Below are 17,266 nucleotides of genomic sequence, written 5' to 3'. Positions count from 1 at the left end.
GCGGCTTTGCCGTTCCCTTACCTGCCGATGACTTCCCACCGATGGCTCACGGCACCACCACGATCTTGCGCCCCACCCCGGACGCGAACTGGTCGAGCGCCTGCGGATACGCGTCGAGGGGCAGCCGGTCGCTGATGAACACGTCCGGGTCGAGGACACCGCCCGCGAACAGCTCGGCGGCCCGCTCGTAGCTGTGCAGGACGGCCATCGAGCCGGTGATGGTGATCTCCTGGTTGTAGATCCGGTACGGGTCGATGGACACGCGCGTGGCGTAGTCCGCGACGCCGAACTGGAGAAACGTCCCCGCCTTCGCGACCCGCTCGAGACCGTCCTGGATCGCGCCCGCGTTGCCCGTCGCGTCGATGACGACGTCCCAGCCCTGTGGCCGGTCGAGCTCGTCCGCGTTCGCCCCGGACCCCGAGACGCCCAGCTTGCGGGCGGTGGCGAGCCGGTCCGCGTTCAGGTCCACGACGTCGACGCTCGCGGCGCCGGTCCGCTTGGCGAGCTCCAGCATCATCAGGCCCATCGTCCCGGAGCCGTAGATCAGCACATGGGAGCCGAGGCGCGAGTTCAGCACGTCGTAGCCTCGTACGGCGCACGACAGGGGCTCGATGAGGGCCGCGTCCTCGGTGCGGACGTGGTCGGGGAGGCGTACGCAGTTGGCCACGGGCGCGACGGCGTACCGGGCGGCGCCGCCCGCGGTGGTGACGCCGATCGCGGCCCACCGCTCGCAGAGGTTGTTGTGGCCCGAGCGGCAGTACCGGCACTCGTAGCAGTACAGCGACGGGTCGACGGCGACGCGGTCGCCGACCGACACCTCGCGCACGTCACGCCCGAGGCCGACGACCACGCCCGCGAACTCATGACCGGGCACCACCGGCAGGGTCGGCGCGAACTCGCCCTGGAGGATGTGCAGGTCGGTGCCGCACAGCCCGCACGCCGCGACCTCCACGACGACATCGCGCGGTCCTGGCGTGGGGTCGGGGACCTCCGTGACCACTGCCTTGCCGACGGACTCGATGACGGCGGCCTTCATTTGACAGCTCCCAACGACAGGCCCTGGACCAGTTTGTCCTGGGCGGCGAATCCCGCGGCGAGTACCGGCAGGGAGATCACGAGGGACGCGGCGCACACCTTCGCCAGGAACAGGCCCTGGCTCGTGATGAAGCCGGTCAGGAAGACGGGCGCGGTCTGGGCGACGACACCGCTGAGCACGCGCGCGAAGAGGAGTTCGTTCCAGCTGAAGATGAAGCAGATCAGCGCCGTCGCGGCGATGCCCGGCATGGCGATGGGCGCCACCACGCGCGCGAGGAGGGTCGGCAGGCGCGCTCCGTCGATCCGTGCGGCCTCGATGACCGCGATCGGCACCTCGGCGAGGAACGACTGCATCATCCACACCGCGATCGGCAGGTTCATCGACGTGTAGAGGATGACCAGGAGCCAGATGTTGTCGAGCATCCCGGCGTTCTTGGCGAACAGGTAGATCGGCAGGAGGCCCGCCACGACGGGGAGCATCTTCGTCGACAGGAAGAAGAACAGGACGTCGGTCCACTTCCGCACGGGCCGGATCGACAGCGCGTACGCGGCAGGCAGGGCCAGGACCAGCACGAACAGTGTCGAGGCGAGCGACGCCACCGTCGAGTTGACGAGCGCGGGCCACGGGCTCGCGCCGCCCGCCGTGCCGAAGAAGTCGCGGTAGCCGTCGAGGGTGAGGGACGCCGCGAACGAAGGCGGGTTGGTGGCGGCGCTCTCCTCGGAGTGGAAGGACGTCAGCACCATCCAGGCGATGGGCAGGAAGAACAGGATGCCGGCGAGCCAGGCGACGAGCCCGAGCCCTTTCACACGCGGTACGCGGAGATTCATGCGCGGGACGCCTCCTCGCGGAACAGCGACGACACCACGCGCAGCGCGAACGTCGCGATGATGATCGAGCCGATGACGACCAGGACGCCGGCGGCCGACGCGAGGCCGTTCTCGTGGGCCTGGTAGAAGCTCTGGTAGACGGTGTACGGCAGGTTGGCCGTGCCGAGGCCGCCCGAGGTGATCGTGAAGACGGCGTCGAAGTTCTGCACGATGTACACCGAGCCGAGCAGGGCGCCCAGTTCGAGGTAGCGGCGCAGGTGGGGCAGCGTCAGATACCGGAAGACCTGCCAGTTGCCCGCGCCGTCCATCCGGGCCGCCTCGATGAGTTCGGGGGAGCGCGACTGCAGGCCCGCGAGCAGGATCAGCATCATGAACGGAGTCCACTGCCACACCAGGGCCGTCTCGACGGCGAGCAGCGGGGTGTTGGAGATCCAGTCGGGCTGGGGGCCGCCGACATAGTGCAGCAGGCCGTTGAGCAGCCCGTACTCGGGGTTGTACAGGACGTGCTTCCACAGCAGCGCGGCGGCGACGGGGACCAGCAGGAACGGTGCGATGAGGAGGGTGCGCACGAGGCCGCGGCCGCGGAACTTCCGGTCGAGGAGCAGCGCGAGGCCGAGTCCGACGACCAGGCTCACGACGACGACCGTCGCGGTCAGCAGGATCGTCGTCAGGACGGACTTGCGCAGGTCCGGGTCGGTGAGCACCTCGCCGTAGTTGGCGAACCAGGTGAAGCGGCGGGCGTCCGGATACAGGGCGTTCCAGTCGAAGAACGAGATCACCAGCGTCGCCACGAAGGGCAGCTGGGTCACCACGATCATGAAGACGAGGGCGGGCAGGAGCGGGGCCCTGGTGGCCCAGGCGCGCAGCCGGCCGGGGGACTTGGCGGTGCCCACGCGCGCGTGGGCGACGGGAACGGTCGTGGTCGCGGTCATCGTCCCTCGTACTCCTTCGCGATCTCGTCGGCGAGCTTCTGGGACTTCCTCAGGGCCGTGTCGACCGACTGGCGTCCGGCGATGGCCGCGCTGATCTCCTGCGAGACCTTGGTGCCGAGATCGGTGAACTCGGGGATGCCGACGAACTGGATGCCGGGCGCGGGCCGCGGCTGGACGCCCGGGTCGCGGGGGCGGGCCCCTTCGATGGCCGCGCGCGTGACGTCCTGGAAGGCGCCGGCCTCCTTGCGGTACTCCGGGTTGGTGTACGTCGAGGCGCGCTTGCCCGCCGGCACGTTCGACCAGCCGATCTCCTTGCCGACCAGGTTCTCGTAGCCCTTGCCCGACGCCCAGGAGACGAACTTCCACGCCTTGTCGGGGTTGCGTGAGGCGTTCTGCACGCCCCAGGCCCAGGTGTAGAGCCAGCCCGAGCTCTCCGTCTTCTCGACCGGCGCGGGTACGTAGCCGATCTTGCCCTTGACCGGGGACTTCGCCGATTCGAGCGAACCGGCGGCGGCCGTGGCGTCGTACCACATGGCGGTCTTGCCCTGGGTGAGGTTGTTGAGGCACTCCGCGTAGCCGGACTGGGCCGCTCCGGACTCGCCGTGCTCGCGGACGAGGTCCACGTAGAAGCGGGTCGCCTTCTCGAATCCGGGCGAGGTGAGCCGCGCCTTCCAGTTCTTGTCGAACCAGGTGCCCCCGAAGGTGTTCACCACCGTCGTCAGCGGCGCCATGAGCTCACCCCAGCCGGGCAGACCGCGCAGGCAGATGCCCTTCATGCCGGGCTCGGCGCCGTCCGCTTTCGCGGCGAGGTCGGCGACCTGCCGCCAGGTGGGATGCGCGGGCATGCGCAGGCCCTTCTTCGCGAAGACGTCCTTGCGGTACATGAGGAAGGAGGACTCGCCGTAGAACGGCTGGCCGTAGAGCTTTCCGTCGTCCCCGGTGAGCGACTCGCGCATCGGCTTGAGGATGTCCCGCTCGTCGTACGCGGTGTCCTTGCGCGCGTACGAACCCAGCTCGTGCAGCCAGCCGTTGCGGGCGTAGATGGGGATCTCGTAGTTGCTCAGCGTCGCGACGTCGTACTGGCCCGCCTGGTTGGCGAAGTCCTGGCTGATCTTGTCGCGGACGTCGTTCTCCGGCAGGACGGTGAAGTTCACCTTGATGCCGGTCTCCTTGGTGAAGTGCGCGGCGGTCAGCTTCTGCAGCTCGGTCATCTGCGGGTTGTTCACCATCAGGACGTTGATGGAGTCACCGCCCGAGCCGGTCCCGCCGGCACCGGCCCAGCAGCCGGAGAGCAGCGGGGCGAGCAGCGTCCCTGCGGCGGCCGCGGCGCACAGCGCGCGCGGCCTCCGTCGGCTCTGGGTTCGCATGAATGCTCCTGAACGTATGTGGCAAATAGGGAGAAAAGGTGTACGCCGGGATGTGCGGAACCCGTCGGCGTACGCAGGCAGGGGTGTCAGACGCGGATGACCTGGGGCCCCTGCAGCGCATAGCGGTGAGCCTCGGACGCGGGCAGGTGCGTGCTGGTCACGATCGCCTCCAGCGAGGAGACCGGCGCGAACCGGCAGAAGCTGACCGCCCCGAACTTGGTGTGCACACCCGCGAACACCGTGCGCCGGGAGGCCCGCACGGCCTGTGCCTTGACCTCGCTGACCGCGGGGTCGGGCGTGGTCAGGCCGTGCTCGCGCGAGATGCCGTTGGCGCCGATGAACGCCAGGTCGATCACGAACCCGGCGAGCATCTTCGTCGTCCAGTGGTCGACCGTGGCCAGCGTGCCGGACCGCACCCTGCCGCCGAGCAGCAGCACCGTCGTGTTCTCCGCCTCGGCGAGTGCGCCCGCCGTGGCCAGCGACGCGGTGACCACGGTGAGCGGCCGGTCCCGCGGCAGGGCCTCGGCGATGAGCTGGGGCGTGAACCCCTCGTCGACGAAGACGGTCTCCGCGTCCCCGAGCAGCTCGGCCGCCGCGGCGGCGATCCGGCGCTTCTCCGGGACGTGCATGGTGGTGCGGAAGGCGAGCGTCGTCTCGAACCCGGCGCTCTCCACGGGATAGGCGCCGCCGTGCGTGCGCCGCACCAGGCCGTGGTCCTCCAGGGCCCGCAGGTCGCGCCGCACGGTCTCCTTCGCGACGCCGAGTTCGGCCGCGAGCACGGTGACGTCGACGGAGCCGCTGCGGCGTGCGGCGCGCACGATCTCCCGCTGGCGTTCCTCCGCGCTCATGCTGTGCACCTCTCTGTGCGGTCCTGGCTGTGCGTTCCGGGCCGTGGGGGCCTGCCCGGTGTCCGGCTCCGCCGCCCGTTCGGGCCCGTGCGGTGACTCTGGGAAATTTGTACAGCGGGCCCGCGGCCGTGACCAGGTTCGTTACCGCTCCGATGCTGCCCGTCTGTGCCCGTTCGCGCCGGCGTGTGCCCGTCGCGGACCTGGGGCGGTGCGCGCAAGCGGGCACGGCGATGCCCGTTCGGGGCGCCGTGGCCGCCCGTTCGCTGCCCGTCTGCCGCGTTCGCTTTGCGTCAAGGAGTGCCGAGAAGGAGTCAACAGCGCGTCATCGGCGGGGCCGGAGTGGGGGCAGGCGGGCATAACGTCACTGCCGAAGCACTCTTTCGTCAGCACGCTTCCGTCAGCACTCTTCTGCCACCACCCAGGAGCAGCCGTGAACGACCGCATCGAAGCCGACGACGCCGAGCCCTGCGAACCCACCCCGGCCGGACCCCTGTTCGTCCCCGTCCGGCCGGGACCCGGGACCTGCGCGACCCGCCTCTTCCGCACCGCGCGCGGCGGCCGCACCGCCGTCGGCTTCACCAGCGAGCGCCTCCTCGTCGCCGTGCTCGGCCCCGGCCAGCCGTGGATCAGGCTCGCCGAACCCGCCCTGCGGGCCCTCACGGGACCGGTGGGCGTCACCGAGCTCACCGTCGACCCGCGTCCGGCGGCCGCGCCCGCCGGCCACCGCGGCTGAAGGGGCCCGTCCACATGGCCGTCACGACCGTAGCCACCGCCATCCCGCCGCAGTCGCCCGACGATCTCTCCGTCTGGCCCGCCACCACCGTCCGGGGGCCGCACGGCGATCCGACCGTCTCCGGGGTCGAACTCCCCGACGTGGCAGAGCAGTTCGGCACACCCGTCTACGTACTGGACGAGACGGACGTGCGCGAACGCTGCCGCGCCTACCGCAGCGCCTTCCCCGGCGCCGACGTCCTCTACGCGGCCAAGGCGTTCCTGTGCCGCGCGATGGTCCACTGGGTCCACGAGGAAGGCCTCGGGCTCGACGTGTGCTCGGCGGGCGAGCTGGAACTCGCCGTCATCGCCGGCCTGCCGCCCGAGCGGATCGTCTTCCACGGCAACGCCCAGAGCCCCGAGGACCTGCGCGCGGCCCTGCGTCACGGCGTGGGGCGCATCGTCGTCGACTCGACCTCCGAGATCGCCCGCCTCGCCGCGTACGTCCCCCAGGGCACCCGGCAGCGCGTCATGGCGCGCGTCGTGCCGGGCGTCGCCGGGGCCGGGCACGCCGCGATCCGCACCGGGACGGACGAGCAGAAGTTCGGCCTGTCGATCGCCGACGGCTCCGCGATGCACGCCGTGACACGCCTCGTCGAGCAGCCGGGGCTCGAACTGACCGGACTGCACTGCCACATCGGCTCGCAGATCGACACCGTGAAGCCGTACGTCGTCGCCGTGCGGCACCTGGTCGGCCTGATGGCCCGCGTCCGCGACCGGCACGGGATCACCCTGCCCGAGCTCGACATCGGCGGCGGTCACGCGGTCGCCCACCGGCCCGGCGAGCACCCGCTCGACGTGCCGGAGCTGGCCCGCCGCGTGCGCCGCGAACTCGCCGACGCCTGCGCCCAGTCGGACCTGCCCGTGCCGCGCCTCGCCGTCGAGCCGGGCCGCGCGGTCGTCGCCCGTGCGGGCGTGGCCCTGTACCGGGTGCTCGCCGTGAAGCGCACCGGCGCCCGTGTCTTCGTCGCCGTCGACGGAGGCATGAGCGACAACCCTCGGCCCGCGCTCCACGGCGTCCGCTGCGCACCCCGCCTCGTCGGCAGGCGCTCCACGGCGGCCGTGCGCCCCGTCACGGTCGTCGGCCGGCACTGCGAGGCGGGCGACATCCTCGCCCCGGACGTGCCGTTGCCGGACGACGTACGGCCCGGGGACCTCCTCGCCGTGCCCGTGGCGGGCGCCTACCACCTGTCGCTGGCGTCCGGATGCGACCTGGCGGGACGGCCGCCCGTCGTCGCCGTGGCGGACGGGCGGGCCAGGCTCCTGGTGCGCCGCGAGTCGGCGGAGGACCTCAGGAGCCGCGACACAGGGCTCTGAACAGCCGTCTCAGTAGGGCCAGATGGGCGGGTTCGTCACGAAGTGCCCGCCCATCCGCGTGTGGTCGGGGTTCTCCGGGTCCAGCTCACCGAACTCGGCGATCAGCTTCTCCGCGAACTGTTCCGAGTCGTCCTGCGGTTCGTAACCGAGGGCCCGCGCGGAGGAGAGGTCCCACCACACGCGCGTGTTGTCGGACGAGCCATAGACGACGGTGTGTCCGACGCCCTCCGCCCTGATCGCGGCGTCGAAGAGCCTCGCGCCGTCGCCCGGGCTCAGCCACACGGACATCATCCGTACGTTCGTCGGCTCCATGAAGCACGAGCCGATGCGCACGGACACGGTCTCCTGACCGAACTTGTCCCAGTAGAACTGCGCGAGGTCCTCGCCGAACGACTTCGACAGGCCGTAGTAGGTGTCGGGGCGGCGGAGCGTGTCGACGGGCACGCGGGGGTCGCCGTCCCCGGGGCGGGGCGTGTAGCCGATCGCGTGGTTCGACGAGGCGAACACGATGCGCCGCACGCCTTCCTCGCGCGCGGCCTCGTAGAGGTTGTAGAGCCCTTCGATGTTCGCCTTGAGGATCTTGTCGAAGGTGGACTCCAGGGAGATGCCCGCGAGATGCACGATCGCGTCGACGCCCCGCACGGCCTCGCGCAGGGCGTCCCGGTCGGCGAGGTCGGCCATGATCGCGTCCGGCTCGCCCTCGATCGGCCGGGCGTCGAGGAGGCGCAGCTCGTAGCCGTAGGCCGGAAGCAGTCCGCGCATCAGGGTGCCGAGGCCGCCGGCGGCTCCGGTGAGCAGGACGGTGCGGGGAGCGGGCATGCGGGAGTCTCCTCGAATAGTCAGCCAGATGGCCGCATTCATGCACGGCATTCACATCCGTGGACACGCTAAAGATTGCCGCCGGGTGGAGTCAAGTCTCCTGCGGAGGCCCGAAATCCGCTGCCAGGATGCGAGTTAGCGTGCTTGACCCGTGCCCTGGGGGCGGATTAGCGTGAGCGAGTTCAGAAATATAGACGCAAATCAGAACTGTGCACGCCAAGGGAGAGCCCGTGACGTCAGCCCCTCTCGCCGCTCGACTCAGCATCCCCAGCGGGCCGCTGTTCTTCCCGGTCACCGCCTTCGGACCCGACGGCACCCTCGACCTCGACACCTTCCGCACCCATGTGCGCCAGGGCGTCGAGGCCGGGGCCGCCGCGGTCTTCGCGTGCTGCGGAACGGGCGAGTTCCACGCCCTGACCCCCGAGGAGTTCCAGGCGTGCGTGGCCGCGGCCGTCGAGGAGACCGCGGGACGGGTGCCGGTTGTCGCGGGCGCCGGGTACGGCACGGCCCTCGCCGTGCGCTACGCGCGCCTGGCCGAGGAAGCCGGCGCCGACGGGCTCCTCGCGATGCCGCCCTACCTCGTGGTCGCCGGCCAGGAGGGCCTGCTGCGCCACTACTCGGAGCTGGCCGACGCGACCTCCCTGGAGGTCATCGTCTACCAGCGCGACAACGCGGTGTTCACGCCCGGGACCGTCGTCGCCCTCGCCCGGCACCCCAAGATCCTCGGTCTCAAGGACGGCCTCGGCGACCTCGACCTCCTCCAGCGCACCATCAGCGCCGTACGCGCCGAGGGACTCACCGACTTCCTCTACTTCAACGGCCTGCCCACCGCCGAACTCACCGGACTCGCCTACCGCGGCATCGGCGTCGGCCTCTACTCGTCCGCAGTGTTCTGCTTCGCGCCCGACATCGCCCTCGCCTTCCACACGGCCCTGCGCACCGGCGACGACGCCACCGCCAACCGCCTCCTCGACGGCTTCTACCGGCCACTCGTCGAACTCCGCAACGAGGGCCGCGGCTACGCCGTCTCCCTCGTCAAGGCGGGCGTCCGGCTCACCGGCCTTGATGTCGGCGAGGTCCGCCCGCCCCTGCACGAGCCCACCGACGAGCACGTCAAGCGGCTCGCCGGCATCGTCGAGCGCGGCCGCGCGCTCCTGGCGGAGACGGGGGACCTGGCGTGAGGGCATCCGCCTTCGTCTATCCCTGGGACGTCAACGGCGACCCCGAGGCCGCCGACCGCATCGCCGGCCTCGGCGTCCGGCAGGTCACCCTGGCCTCCGCCTACCACTCCACCCGCGCCCTGACGCCCCGTCACCCGAACCACCGCGTCGTCACGGCCGAACATGCCGCGGCGCTCTACCCGCCGGGCGACCGCTGGCAGGGCCGGGACCTGCGGCCGTACGAGGCGGGGGACTGGGCACCCGGCGACGCCTTCGGGCAGGCCGCCGAGGCACTCGCGGACGCCGGGCTCGACGTCCACACCTGGGTCGTCCTCGCCCACAACTCGCGCCTCGGCGCGGAACGCCCGGACACCTCCGTCGTCAACGCCTACGGCGACCGCTACCCGTGGGCCCCCTGCATCGCACAGCCCGCCACGCGCGCGTACCTCGTCGACCTGGCGGCGGAGGCGGCCGTGCGGCCCGGCGCGAAGGGCACCGAACTCGAATCCCTCGGCTGGTACGGGCTCGCCCATCTGCACGCCCACGACAAGACCGCGGGCGTAGGTCTGGGGGAAGCGGGCCAGTACCTGATGTCGCTCTGCTTCTGCCCGTCGTGCCGCGACGGATACGGCCGACAGGGCCTGGACGCGGACGAGTTGGCGGCCGACGTCCGGCGCGCCCTCGAACCCCTGTGGCGCGGGCACGGCACCCCGGACGCCGGCTGGGCGGCGGTGGAGAAGCTGCTCGGGGCGCGCGCGGCGGCGGGCACGCGCGCGTGGCGCGACAGTGTCGCCCGCGGCCTCCAGGAGGACGCCGTCGCCGCGGTCCGTGCGCAGGCACCGGACGGATTCCGCATCCTGCTGCACGCCGACCCGGCGTCGTACCACTGCGGGGCGAACGCGGGCGTGGACCCGGCCCACATTCTCTCGGTGGCGGACGGTGTGGTCGTGCCGTGCACGGGCGGCGTGGAGCTGATAGCTCCCTTCGCCGCTCAGGGCAGGGGAGTCGTGGCCGCCAACTTCACCGTGGTCGCCGGGATGGGCGGCAGTCCCGGCACGCTCGCCGCCGACGCCCGGCGCGCCGCCGGACTCGGCGCCACCGAACTGCGCCTCTATCACGCGGGCTTGGCGTCGGACCGCGACCTGGAACTGATCGCGGAGGCTCTGTCGGACCTCGGCTGAAAGCGGTTACCATCCGCGCACCACAATCGACGCTTCCTACGGAGGGGACACGAGGTGCGCGTGCGTAACCAGGGGCGGGGCCAGGGTCGCAGACAGGTTCGGAGTCAGGGGGCAGCCGCGCTGCTGTGCGCGGGGGTGATGGCGGGCGCGGCGGTGCTCGGCGGGACGGTGCCCGCGGCGGCGGTGCAGGGGGACGTGGTCGGTGCCGCCGTCCAACAGGAAGACATTCAGGCCGAGTTGGCGGCCATCCCGGGCATGACGGTCGTCTCGGTGACCGACAAGGAGGGCTACCCCTTCTACACGCTCACGTACGCGCAGCCGGTCGACCACAGCAACCCGAAGGCCGGCACGTTCACGCAGCGCCTCACGCTGTGGCACAAGGCGGCCGCCAAGCCGACCGTCTTCTACACCGGGGGCTACACGCTCTCCTCCAGCACCCGCGAGATCACCAAGCTGCTCGACGCCAACCAGGTCTCCATCGAGCACCGCTACTTCGCCGAGTCCCGCCCCAAGGGCGCTGCGGGCGACGACTGGTCCAAGCTCACGGTCTGGCAGGAGGCCAGTGACGAGCACCGCGTCACCCAGGCCCTGCGCACCATCGAGAAGGGCAAGTGGCTCGGCACGGGCGGCAGCAAGGGCGGCATGACCGCCACATTCCACGAGCGCTTCTACCCGAAGGACCTCGACGCCGTCGTCGCGTTCGTCGCCCCGAACGACGCCGACAACGAGGACGACAGCGGCTACGAGAACTTCTTCAGGACGGTCGGCACGCCCGAGTGCCGCGCCGCCCTGAACGCCGTGCAGCGAGAGATGCTGGTGCGCCGCGACGGCCTCATCCCCAAGTTCGAGGCCGACGCGGCGGCGGCCGGTGACACGTTCGAGGAGACCCTCGGGACCACCGACAGGGCCTACGAGTTCGCCGTGCTCGACCAGGTGTGGAACTTCTGGCAGAGCGGCACGATCGACGACTGCCCGACCGTGCCCGACGCCAAGAAGGCCACCGACGACGAGCTCTACACCTGGTCGAAGGGGCACGGCTTCAGCGTCTACCAGGACGAGACCCTCGGCACGAACGGCACCGGGCCCTACTACCGGCAGGCCGCCACCCAACTCGGCTGGGCCGACCTCAAGTTCAAGCACCTCAAGGACGTCCGCCACTACCCGGACATCTACCAGCCCAACTCGGTCCTGCCCGCCGCGATGCGCGGCACCTACGACGGCTCCGCGATCTCCGGCGTCGACAAGTGGGTCAGGACGCGCGGCGAGCGGATGATGTTCGTGTACGGGCAGAACGACCCGTGGAGCGCCGAGAAGTTCACCCCGAGCAGGCACGACTCGTACCGCTACGTCGTGCCCGGCTCCAACCATGGCGCGTCCATCGCCAAGCTGCCCGCCGACGAACAGGCCAAGGCCGTCGCCACCGTCAAGCGCTGGGCCGGCGTGCAGTAGCGCACGCGAGCGCGAGTCCGGCCGCGCCGAGCAGCGCCAGCAGGACGCGGTGGTCCACGACCGCGATGAGGCCCGCGCCCATCGCGAGGGCCACCGCGTTCGGCGCGAACATCAGAGTGTTCGCGGTCGCCACGGCGCGGCCGACGAGCGCGTCCGGGATCTCGCGCTGGACCGCCGTGAGCGCCGCGATCAGGACGCACGGCAGGCCCGTCCCGATCGCGGCGCTGCACCCGAGCGCCACGGCGTCGTACGGGAGTGCGCGCAGGCCCGCGCCGGCTGCGAACAGGGCGATGCCCGCCGCCGCGAACCGGCGCTCGCCGAGCCGCCGCAGCAGCGCTCCCGCGGTGAGCCCGGCCGCGACCGAACCGGCGCCCTGCACGGCGTACAGGACGCCCGCGTACGAGGGGGAGCGGCCGAGGCCGCCGTCGACGACCGCGTAGAGCGCGGCGCCGTTCAGGCCCGCCAGGACCATGGTGGCCGCGGCGGCCAGGACGAGGGGGCGCAGCCGCTCCTGCCGCCACAGCGCGCGCACGCCCTCCGCGGTGCGGGTCCACACACCCGCGGTCCGGCGGGCGGGCGCGGACTCCTCGACCCGCAGACGCGTGTACAGCCCGGCCGCGGCGGCGAAGGTCGCGGCGTCGAGCAGGGCCACGCCCGCGCCCCCGTACACCGCGAAGAGGCCCGCCCCCGCGAGCGGTGCGACCAGTTTCATGCCCTCGTTGGCCGTCATCCGCAGCCCGTTGAAGTCACCGAGCGACTCCTTGCCGACGACGGCCGGTACGAGGGCGGCCTCGGCCGCGTCGGTGACGACGCCGCACGCCCCGTACGCCACGAGGACCGCGAACAGGATCCACAGACTCCCGGCGGAGTCGACGGCGAGCAGCGACAGGAGCAGCAGCCCGAGGCCCAGATTCGTGGCGACGAGGAGCGGCCGTCGCCGGGTGCGGTCGGCGACCGTGCCGAGCAGGGGCCCGGCGAGCGCGGGCGCCCACAGCGCGAAGGCGCACAGCGCGGCGAGGCTGTCCGAGCCGGTCAGATCCTTCACCCAGATCCCGGCGGCCAGCCACATGGCGGAGGTCCCGAACCCGGAGACGACGATGCCGGCCAGGAGGAGCCGGAAACCGCCCCGAGCGGCGGTAGAAGTGGACGTCATGCCAGGTCATCGTGGCCCTAAGGGCCCCGGCGCGGAATCGGGAGGATGCCGTATGCGGATACGGCGATGAGTTCCGGGCGGTGCCGGGGTCTACAGGTAAGTACGCGACGCGAGCCCTGACATTGAGGGGAACAAGGAGCCGGCATGACCGACACGACCGACCAGACGGCGCAGCAGATGGTGGACTTCGGCCCGCAGACGCGGATCGTGGCGCGCCTCGCGGACGGAGTGGGCGAGGACCAGCTGGACCTGGCGACCCCGTGCCCGGAGTACGTGGTGCGCAACCTGCTCGGGCACATCCTCGGCCTGACCGTCGCCTTCGGCGACGCCGGACGCAAGAACCTGGGGCCGACGACGGACACGAGCCCCACGGCGTCCCTGCCCGACATCACGGAAGGCTGGCGCGAGGCGCTGGCCAAGGCGCTCGACGAACTCGCCGAGACCTGGCGCGACCCGGAGGCCTGGCAGGGGATGACCCGGGCGGGCGGGGTCGACCTGCCCGCAGCGGTGGCGGCGCTCGTGGCCCTGGACGAACTCGTCGTGCACGCCTGGGACCTGGCGAAGGCGACGGGTCAGGATTACGCCCCCGACGAGGGCGCCCTGCGTGCGGCCCACGCCTTCCTGCTCCAGTCCGCCGAGGGACCGCGCCCCGACATCTTCGGCCCGGTGGTCAAGGTGGCGGACTCCGCGCCCCTGCTCGACCGGTCGGTGGGCCTGAGCGGCAGGGACCCGGGCTGGAAGCCGACTGCCTGACGACAGATCAGTTCAGGTGCCAGAGGGCGTACGAGACGATCAGCAGGACGAGCCCGGCGAACGCCATGAGAGCGCCCAGGAACCGCAGGTACCCGGGCGTGGCGAAAACGGTGGGTGAAGCGTCGAGCCGCCCCGTCGCCGCCCAGGCGTCCGCGTTCTTCCGCCGAATCCGCTCGGACCGACGGGTGGTGATCCCGCGCACGTCGAACGCCCAACTCACCCCGCACCAGAGGATGACGAGGCCACCGAGGGCGAAGACGACAAGAAACACGAGTGAGGGTGAGTGGGTCCCGGCGGCGAGGGTGAGAGCTGCGGTCATTGCCTTTTCCGTCGATCGATTGGTCTCGCTGGTCCTGGACGACTCGGCCGTCACGAGAACCACCGACCGGAGGGTGTCGGGCTGCAACTGCCCCCGTCGTTCGCGAGTGCGGTCCATGACCATAGGGGAGGCGGGTCAAGGGGAGGTCATGGGTTGATCATGTGCCGGTCAGTGGGCGGGGGCCCGGGCCCGGTGGCCGCGGGTTCGGCCGTGGATCAGATATCGATCGTGCAAAGGGCCTCGCGTCCGGCGGTGTGACGCGCGTAGAAAGCGTGTCATGCAGAAGCCCCTACGTATCGCGGCCGTTGCCGCCGCATCCTGTGCCCTCGCCGGTGCCGCCCTCTACGGGACCGGTGTCGCGAACGCCGGTGGAGAGTCCGCGCACACCACCGCCGAGCCCAAGAACATCGGGCAGCTCGTCAAGGAGATCGACTCCTACTACGGCACCGCCCTCGACGCGGACGGTGTCTACCAGGCGTCCCCGTCCAGCCAGTACGCCCAGGACCTCGGTCGCATCGAGGCGGGTGCGAAGAAGCAGATCGCCAAGGCTGCCGCCGGGCACCACCACAAGGGCCACAAGCCCGCCGTCGTCTTCGACATCGACGACACCCTTCTCCTCAGCCTCGACTACGAGAAGAAGACCAACTACGTCTACAACGACGCCACTTGGAAGGAGTACGTCGCCAAGGCGAACCGGCCCGCCGTGTTCGGGACGCCCGACCTCATCGCGTACGCGCAGAAGAAGGGCGTCGAGGTCTTCTACAACTCCGGTCTGGGCGAGGCACAGCGCGCGTCCGCCGTGGAGAACCTCAAGAAGGTCGGCATCGACGTCAACCTCGACGCCGCCCACATGTTCCTCAAGGACAAGGCCAACCCGCCCGCCTACCTGAGCGGTTGCGCCACCGCGAGCGCCTGGAACTGCACCACCGTGCAGTACAAGTCCGGTACCCGCAAGCACATCGAGTCCCTCGGCTACGACGTCGTCGCCAATTTCGGCGACCAGTACTCGGACCTCGAGGGCGGTTACGCCGACCGGACCTACAAGTTCCCGAACCCGACGTACTTCGTCGAGTGAGCACACCGACCCGCACCCGCATTCCGTAACACCGCGAAAACCTGAAACGGGCTCCTCGGGGGAACAATCCAGCCACCACTTGGCACGGCTGACCCGAGGAGCCCGTCATGCTCGCCCCGTTGGACCGTTACTTCCGTATCACCGCGCGTGGATCCACGTACTCCCGCGAAGTGCGCGGCGGATTCGCCACGTTCTTCACCATGGCCTACATCCTCGTCCTGAACCCGATCATCCTGGGCAGCGCGAAGGACAAGTTCGGGCACCAGCTCGACGGGGCCGAACTCGTCACCGCCACCGCCCTCGTGGCCGCCGTGATGACCGTCATCATGGGCGTCGGCGGCAATCTGCCGCTCGCCCTCGCGGCGGGCCTCGGCCTCAACGCCGTCGTCGCCTTCCAGATAGCCCCGCTGATGAGCTGGCCGGACGCGATGGGGCTCATCGTCCTGGAGGGCCTGCTGATCTGCGTCCTCGTCGTCACCGGGCTGCGCGAGGCCGTCATGCGCGCGATACCCCAGCCGCTGAAACAGGCCATCAGCGTCGGCATCGGACTGTTCATCGCCTTCATCGGCTTCGTCGACGCCGGGTTCGTGACCCGGATCCCGGACATCGCGCAGTCCACGGTGCCGGTGCAGCTCGGCGGCACGGGCACCCTCTCCGGCTGGCCCGTCCTCGTCTTCTGTCTCGGCGTGCTGCTGACCATCGGCCTGCTCGCGCGCAAGGTGAAGGGCGCCATCCTCATCAGCATCGTCGTGATGACGGTCGTGTCCGTCATCATCAACTCCGTCGCCGATGTGAAGAGTTGGGGACTGACCACGCCCGAGATCCCGGACGACGTGTTCGCCGCGCCCGACTTCGGGCTGCTCGGCGACTTCAGCCTCTTCGGCGCGTTCGGCAGAACCGGCGCGCTCACCGTGATCCTGCTCGTCTTCACCCTCATCCTGTCCGACTTCTTCGACACGATGGGCACGGTGGTGGGTATCACCGCCGAAGCCGGGCTGCTGGACGAGAAGGGTCAAGTGCCCAAGCTGGGGCGGGTGTTGCTCATCGACGGCGCCGCCGCCGTCGCGGGCGGCGCGGCCTCCGCCTCCTCCTCGACCACCTACATCGAGTCCGCGGCCGGTGTCGGCGAGGGCGCCCGCACCGGATGCGCCAACCTCGTCACGGGAGGCCTCTTCGCGCTCGCCCTCTTCCTGTCCCCGCTCCTGACCATCGTGCCGCTCCAGGCCGCGGCGCCCGCCCTCGTCGCGGTCGGCTTCCTGATGATGACGCAGGTCAAGTACATCGACTGGGACCGTTACGACATCGCGGTGCCGGCGTTCCTGACCATCGCCGTGATGCCGTTCACGTACTCGATCACGAACGGCATCGGCGTCGGCTTCCTCGCGTACGTCGTCATCAAGACCGTCGTCGGCAAGGCGCGTGAGGTGCACTGGCTGCTCTGGGGCGCCTCCGCCCTCTTCCTCGTGTACTTCGCGATCGACCCCTTGGAGCAACTGCTCGGCGTCAGGTAGCCGTGACCCGGTGATCTACCGTGGTGCGATGACCGGCTATCTCGACCGCCTCGCGGAGCTGCTGCGCGAGGCGCACGGGCTTCCGCCGGACCATGTCGCCGCCACGGTCGCCGATCTCGCGGCGTATCTGGCGCAGGCCGGGGGAGCGGACCCGCAGGACGCGTTCGGTCCGGTCGACGCGTTCGCGCAGCGCCTCGCCCCGTCCGGGGCGTCCGCAGCCGACGAGCACCTGGAGACCTGGCGATGGCTCGCCGACACGTATGCCGACGAGCCCCTTCTGAACCGCTTCGGCGACGAGGGCTGGGAGGTCGAGCGGGTCGACCCGCTCGGCCGCTTCGTCAGCCACCGCGACCCGGAGCGGCCGCGGCGCTGGGAGTACCGGCGCGAGCTGATCACCGGGGGCGGTGGCCCCGGCGAGCGGCTCGCGCGCGACGGCTGGGAGCCGTGCGGCAGCTGGGTCGTGTACGCGTGGTTCAAGCGTGAGAAGTCGGGCGGCGCCGGCCCGGCGCCCGTGCCGCCCGAACCGCCGCCGGTCGCGCGGCGCCCCACGTTCCCGGGGCGCCGGCGCGGCTACGTACTCATGGGCGGCGCCCTGCTCCTCGTCGCCGCTGTCGTGGTGGCGGTGAGCACCGGCACGGGATTCGGCGTCGGTCTCGCGGTGGGCCTGCCGGTGGGAGCGACGGCGCCACTGGTGACGACCTGGGTGGTACGAGCCCGGCGCCGCCGGCCGGCATGAGCGGTGGGCAGG

At 71.0% G+C, this 17,266-nt stretch carries 17 protein-coding genes; 9 read left to right on the top strand and 8 right to left on the bottom strand.

What is annotated here, in order from left to right:
* Window positions 1-46: 46 nt before the first annotated feature.
* The 5 genes from LGI35_RS13110 to LGI35_RS13090 all read right to left on the bottom strand — a co-directional run bounded on the left by LGI35_RS13110 (window position 47) and on the right by LGI35_RS13090 (window position 5,010).
* Window positions 47-1,036: a zinc-dependent alcohol dehydrogenase family protein gene (locus LGI35_RS13110; protein WP_227294037.1), complete on the bottom strand. Its 990-nt coding sequence runs from the start codon at window positions 1,034-1,036 to the stop codon at window positions 47-49.
* On the bottom strand, window positions 1,033-1,863 hold the full coding sequence (locus tag LGI35_RS13105; RefSeq protein ID WP_227294036.1) for a carbohydrate ABC transporter permease: 831 nt from the start codon (window positions 1,861-1,863) through the stop codon (window positions 1,033-1,035). The genes LGI35_RS13110 and LGI35_RS13105 overlap by 4 nt, the downstream gene beginning before the upstream one ends.
* Window positions 1,860-2,795, bottom strand: a complete 936-nt coding sequence (locus LGI35_RS13100; RefSeq protein WP_227294035.1) for a carbohydrate ABC transporter permease — start codon at window positions 2,793-2,795, stop codon at window positions 1,860-1,862. The genes LGI35_RS13105 and LGI35_RS13100 overlap by 4 nt, the downstream gene beginning before the upstream one ends.
* Complete coding sequence (locus LGI35_RS13095; protein ID WP_227294034.1) at window positions 2,792-4,162, bottom strand: ABC transporter substrate-binding protein; 1,371 nt, start codon at window positions 4,160-4,162, stop codon at window positions 2,792-2,794. The genes LGI35_RS13100 and LGI35_RS13095 overlap by 4 nt, the downstream gene beginning before the upstream one ends.
* Before the next feature lie 86 nt (window positions 4,163-4,248).
* On the bottom strand, window positions 4,249-5,010 hold the full coding sequence (locus tag LGI35_RS13090; protein WP_206301920.1) for a DeoR/GlpR family DNA-binding transcription regulator: 762 nt from the start codon (window positions 5,008-5,010) through the stop codon (window positions 4,249-4,251).
* A 430-nt stretch (window positions 5,011-5,440) separates the two neighbouring features.
* Here LGI35_RS13090 and LGI35_RS13085 point away from each other — a divergent pair, with 430 nt between their 5' ends.
* Window positions 5,441-5,743 carry an SAV_915 family protein gene (locus LGI35_RS13085; protein ID WP_227294033.1) on the top strand — a complete coding sequence of 101 codons (303 nt, stop codon included), beginning with the start codon at window positions 5,441-5,443 and terminating at the stop codon, window positions 5,741-5,743.
* Between the two features lie 14 nt (window positions 5,744-5,757).
* Window positions 5,758-7,098, top strand: coding sequence for a diaminopimelate decarboxylase (gene lysA / locus LGI35_RS13080; RefSeq protein WP_227294032.1), 1,341 nt, complete (start codon window positions 5,758-5,760; stop codon window positions 7,096-7,098).
* A 9-nt stretch (window positions 7,099-7,107) separates the two neighbouring features.
* On the opposite strand, the gene LGI35_RS13075 is transcribed toward lysA, so the two are convergent.
* Complete coding sequence (locus tag LGI35_RS13075) at window positions 7,108-7,917, bottom strand: NAD-dependent epimerase/dehydratase family protein (RefSeq protein ID WP_227294031.1); 810 nt, start codon at window positions 7,915-7,917, stop codon at window positions 7,108-7,110.
* 230 nt (window positions 7,918-8,147) lie between these two features.
* Between LGI35_RS13075 and LGI35_RS13070 the strand changes: the two genes are divergently transcribed.
* Genes LGI35_RS13070 through LGI35_RS13060 form a run of 3 tightly spaced genes read left to right on the top strand, consistent with a single transcriptional unit; the run spans window position 8,148 to window position 11,707 of the window.
* The gene (locus tag LGI35_RS13070) at window positions 8,148-9,098 is read left to right on the top strand and encodes a 5-dehydro-4-deoxyglucarate dehydratase (RefSeq protein ID WP_227294030.1); all 951 of its coding nucleotides are present in this window, start codon (window positions 8,148-8,150) and stop codon (window positions 9,096-9,098) included.
* Window positions 9,095-10,258 carry a hypothetical protein gene (locus LGI35_RS13065; protein ID WP_227294029.1) on the top strand — a complete coding sequence of 388 codons (1,164 nt, stop codon included), beginning with the start codon at window positions 9,095-9,097 and terminating at the stop codon, window positions 10,256-10,258. Before LGI35_RS13070 ends, LGI35_RS13065 begins: the two co-directional genes overlap by 4 nt.
* A 54-nt stretch (window positions 10,259-10,312) precedes the next feature.
* Window positions 10,313-11,707: a S28 family serine protease gene (locus LGI35_RS13060; RefSeq protein ID WP_227294028.1), complete on the top strand. Its 1,395-nt coding sequence runs from the start codon at window positions 10,313-10,315 to the stop codon at window positions 11,705-11,707.
* Here the strand turns inward: LGI35_RS13060 and LGI35_RS13055 are convergent.
* Window positions 11,682-12,860: an MFS transporter gene (locus LGI35_RS13055; protein WP_227294027.1), complete on the bottom strand. Its 1,179-nt coding sequence runs from the start codon at window positions 12,858-12,860 to the stop codon at window positions 11,682-11,684. The genes LGI35_RS13060 and LGI35_RS13055 overlap by 26 nt on opposite strands.
* 144 nt (window positions 12,861-13,004) lie before the next feature.
* On the opposite strand from LGI35_RS13055, the gene LGI35_RS13050 reads away from it, so the two are divergent.
* Complete coding sequence (locus tag LGI35_RS13050; RefSeq protein ID WP_227294026.1) at window positions 13,005-13,613, top strand: TIGR03086 family metal-binding protein; 609 nt, start codon at window positions 13,005-13,007, stop codon at window positions 13,611-13,613.
* A gap of 7 nt (window positions 13,614-13,620) precedes the next feature.
* Here LGI35_RS13050 and LGI35_RS13045 read toward each other — a convergent pair whose 3' ends face one another.
* Window positions 13,621-13,932, bottom strand: coding sequence for a hypothetical protein (locus LGI35_RS13045; protein ID WP_227294025.1), 312 nt, complete (start codon window positions 13,930-13,932; stop codon window positions 13,621-13,623).
* A 277-nt stretch (window positions 13,933-14,209) separates the two neighbouring features.
* On the opposite strand from LGI35_RS13045, the gene LGI35_RS13040 reads away from it, so the two are divergent.
* The 3 genes from LGI35_RS13040 (at window position 14,210) to LGI35_RS13030 (ending at window position 17,254) form a co-directional block, all read left to right on the top strand.
* Window positions 14,210-15,007: an HAD family acid phosphatase gene (locus LGI35_RS13040; RefSeq protein WP_227294024.1), complete on the top strand. Its 798-nt coding sequence runs from the start codon at window positions 14,210-14,212 to the stop codon at window positions 15,005-15,007.
* 107 nt (window positions 15,008-15,114) lie between these two features.
* Window positions 15,115-16,518 (top strand): NCS2 family permease, encoded by a 1,404-nt coding sequence (locus LGI35_RS13035; RefSeq protein ID WP_227294023.1) that lies wholly within the window; start codon window positions 15,115-15,117, stop codon window positions 16,516-16,518.
* Window positions 16,519-16,546: 28 nt separating this feature from the next.
* Complete coding sequence (locus tag LGI35_RS13030; RefSeq protein ID WP_227294022.1) at window positions 16,547-17,254, top strand: hypothetical protein; 708 nt, start codon at window positions 16,547-16,549, stop codon at window positions 17,252-17,254.
* Window positions 17,255-17,266 lie beyond the last annotated feature (12 nt).

The organism is Streptomyces longhuiensis (genome assembly GCF_020616555.1).
GTDB lineage: Bacteria > Actinomycetota > Actinomycetes > Streptomycetales > Streptomycetaceae > Streptomyces > Streptomyces longhuiensis.
Note: the sequence above shows the minus strand (reverse complement) of the source record. Positions and strands in the feature narration are given on the sequence as shown.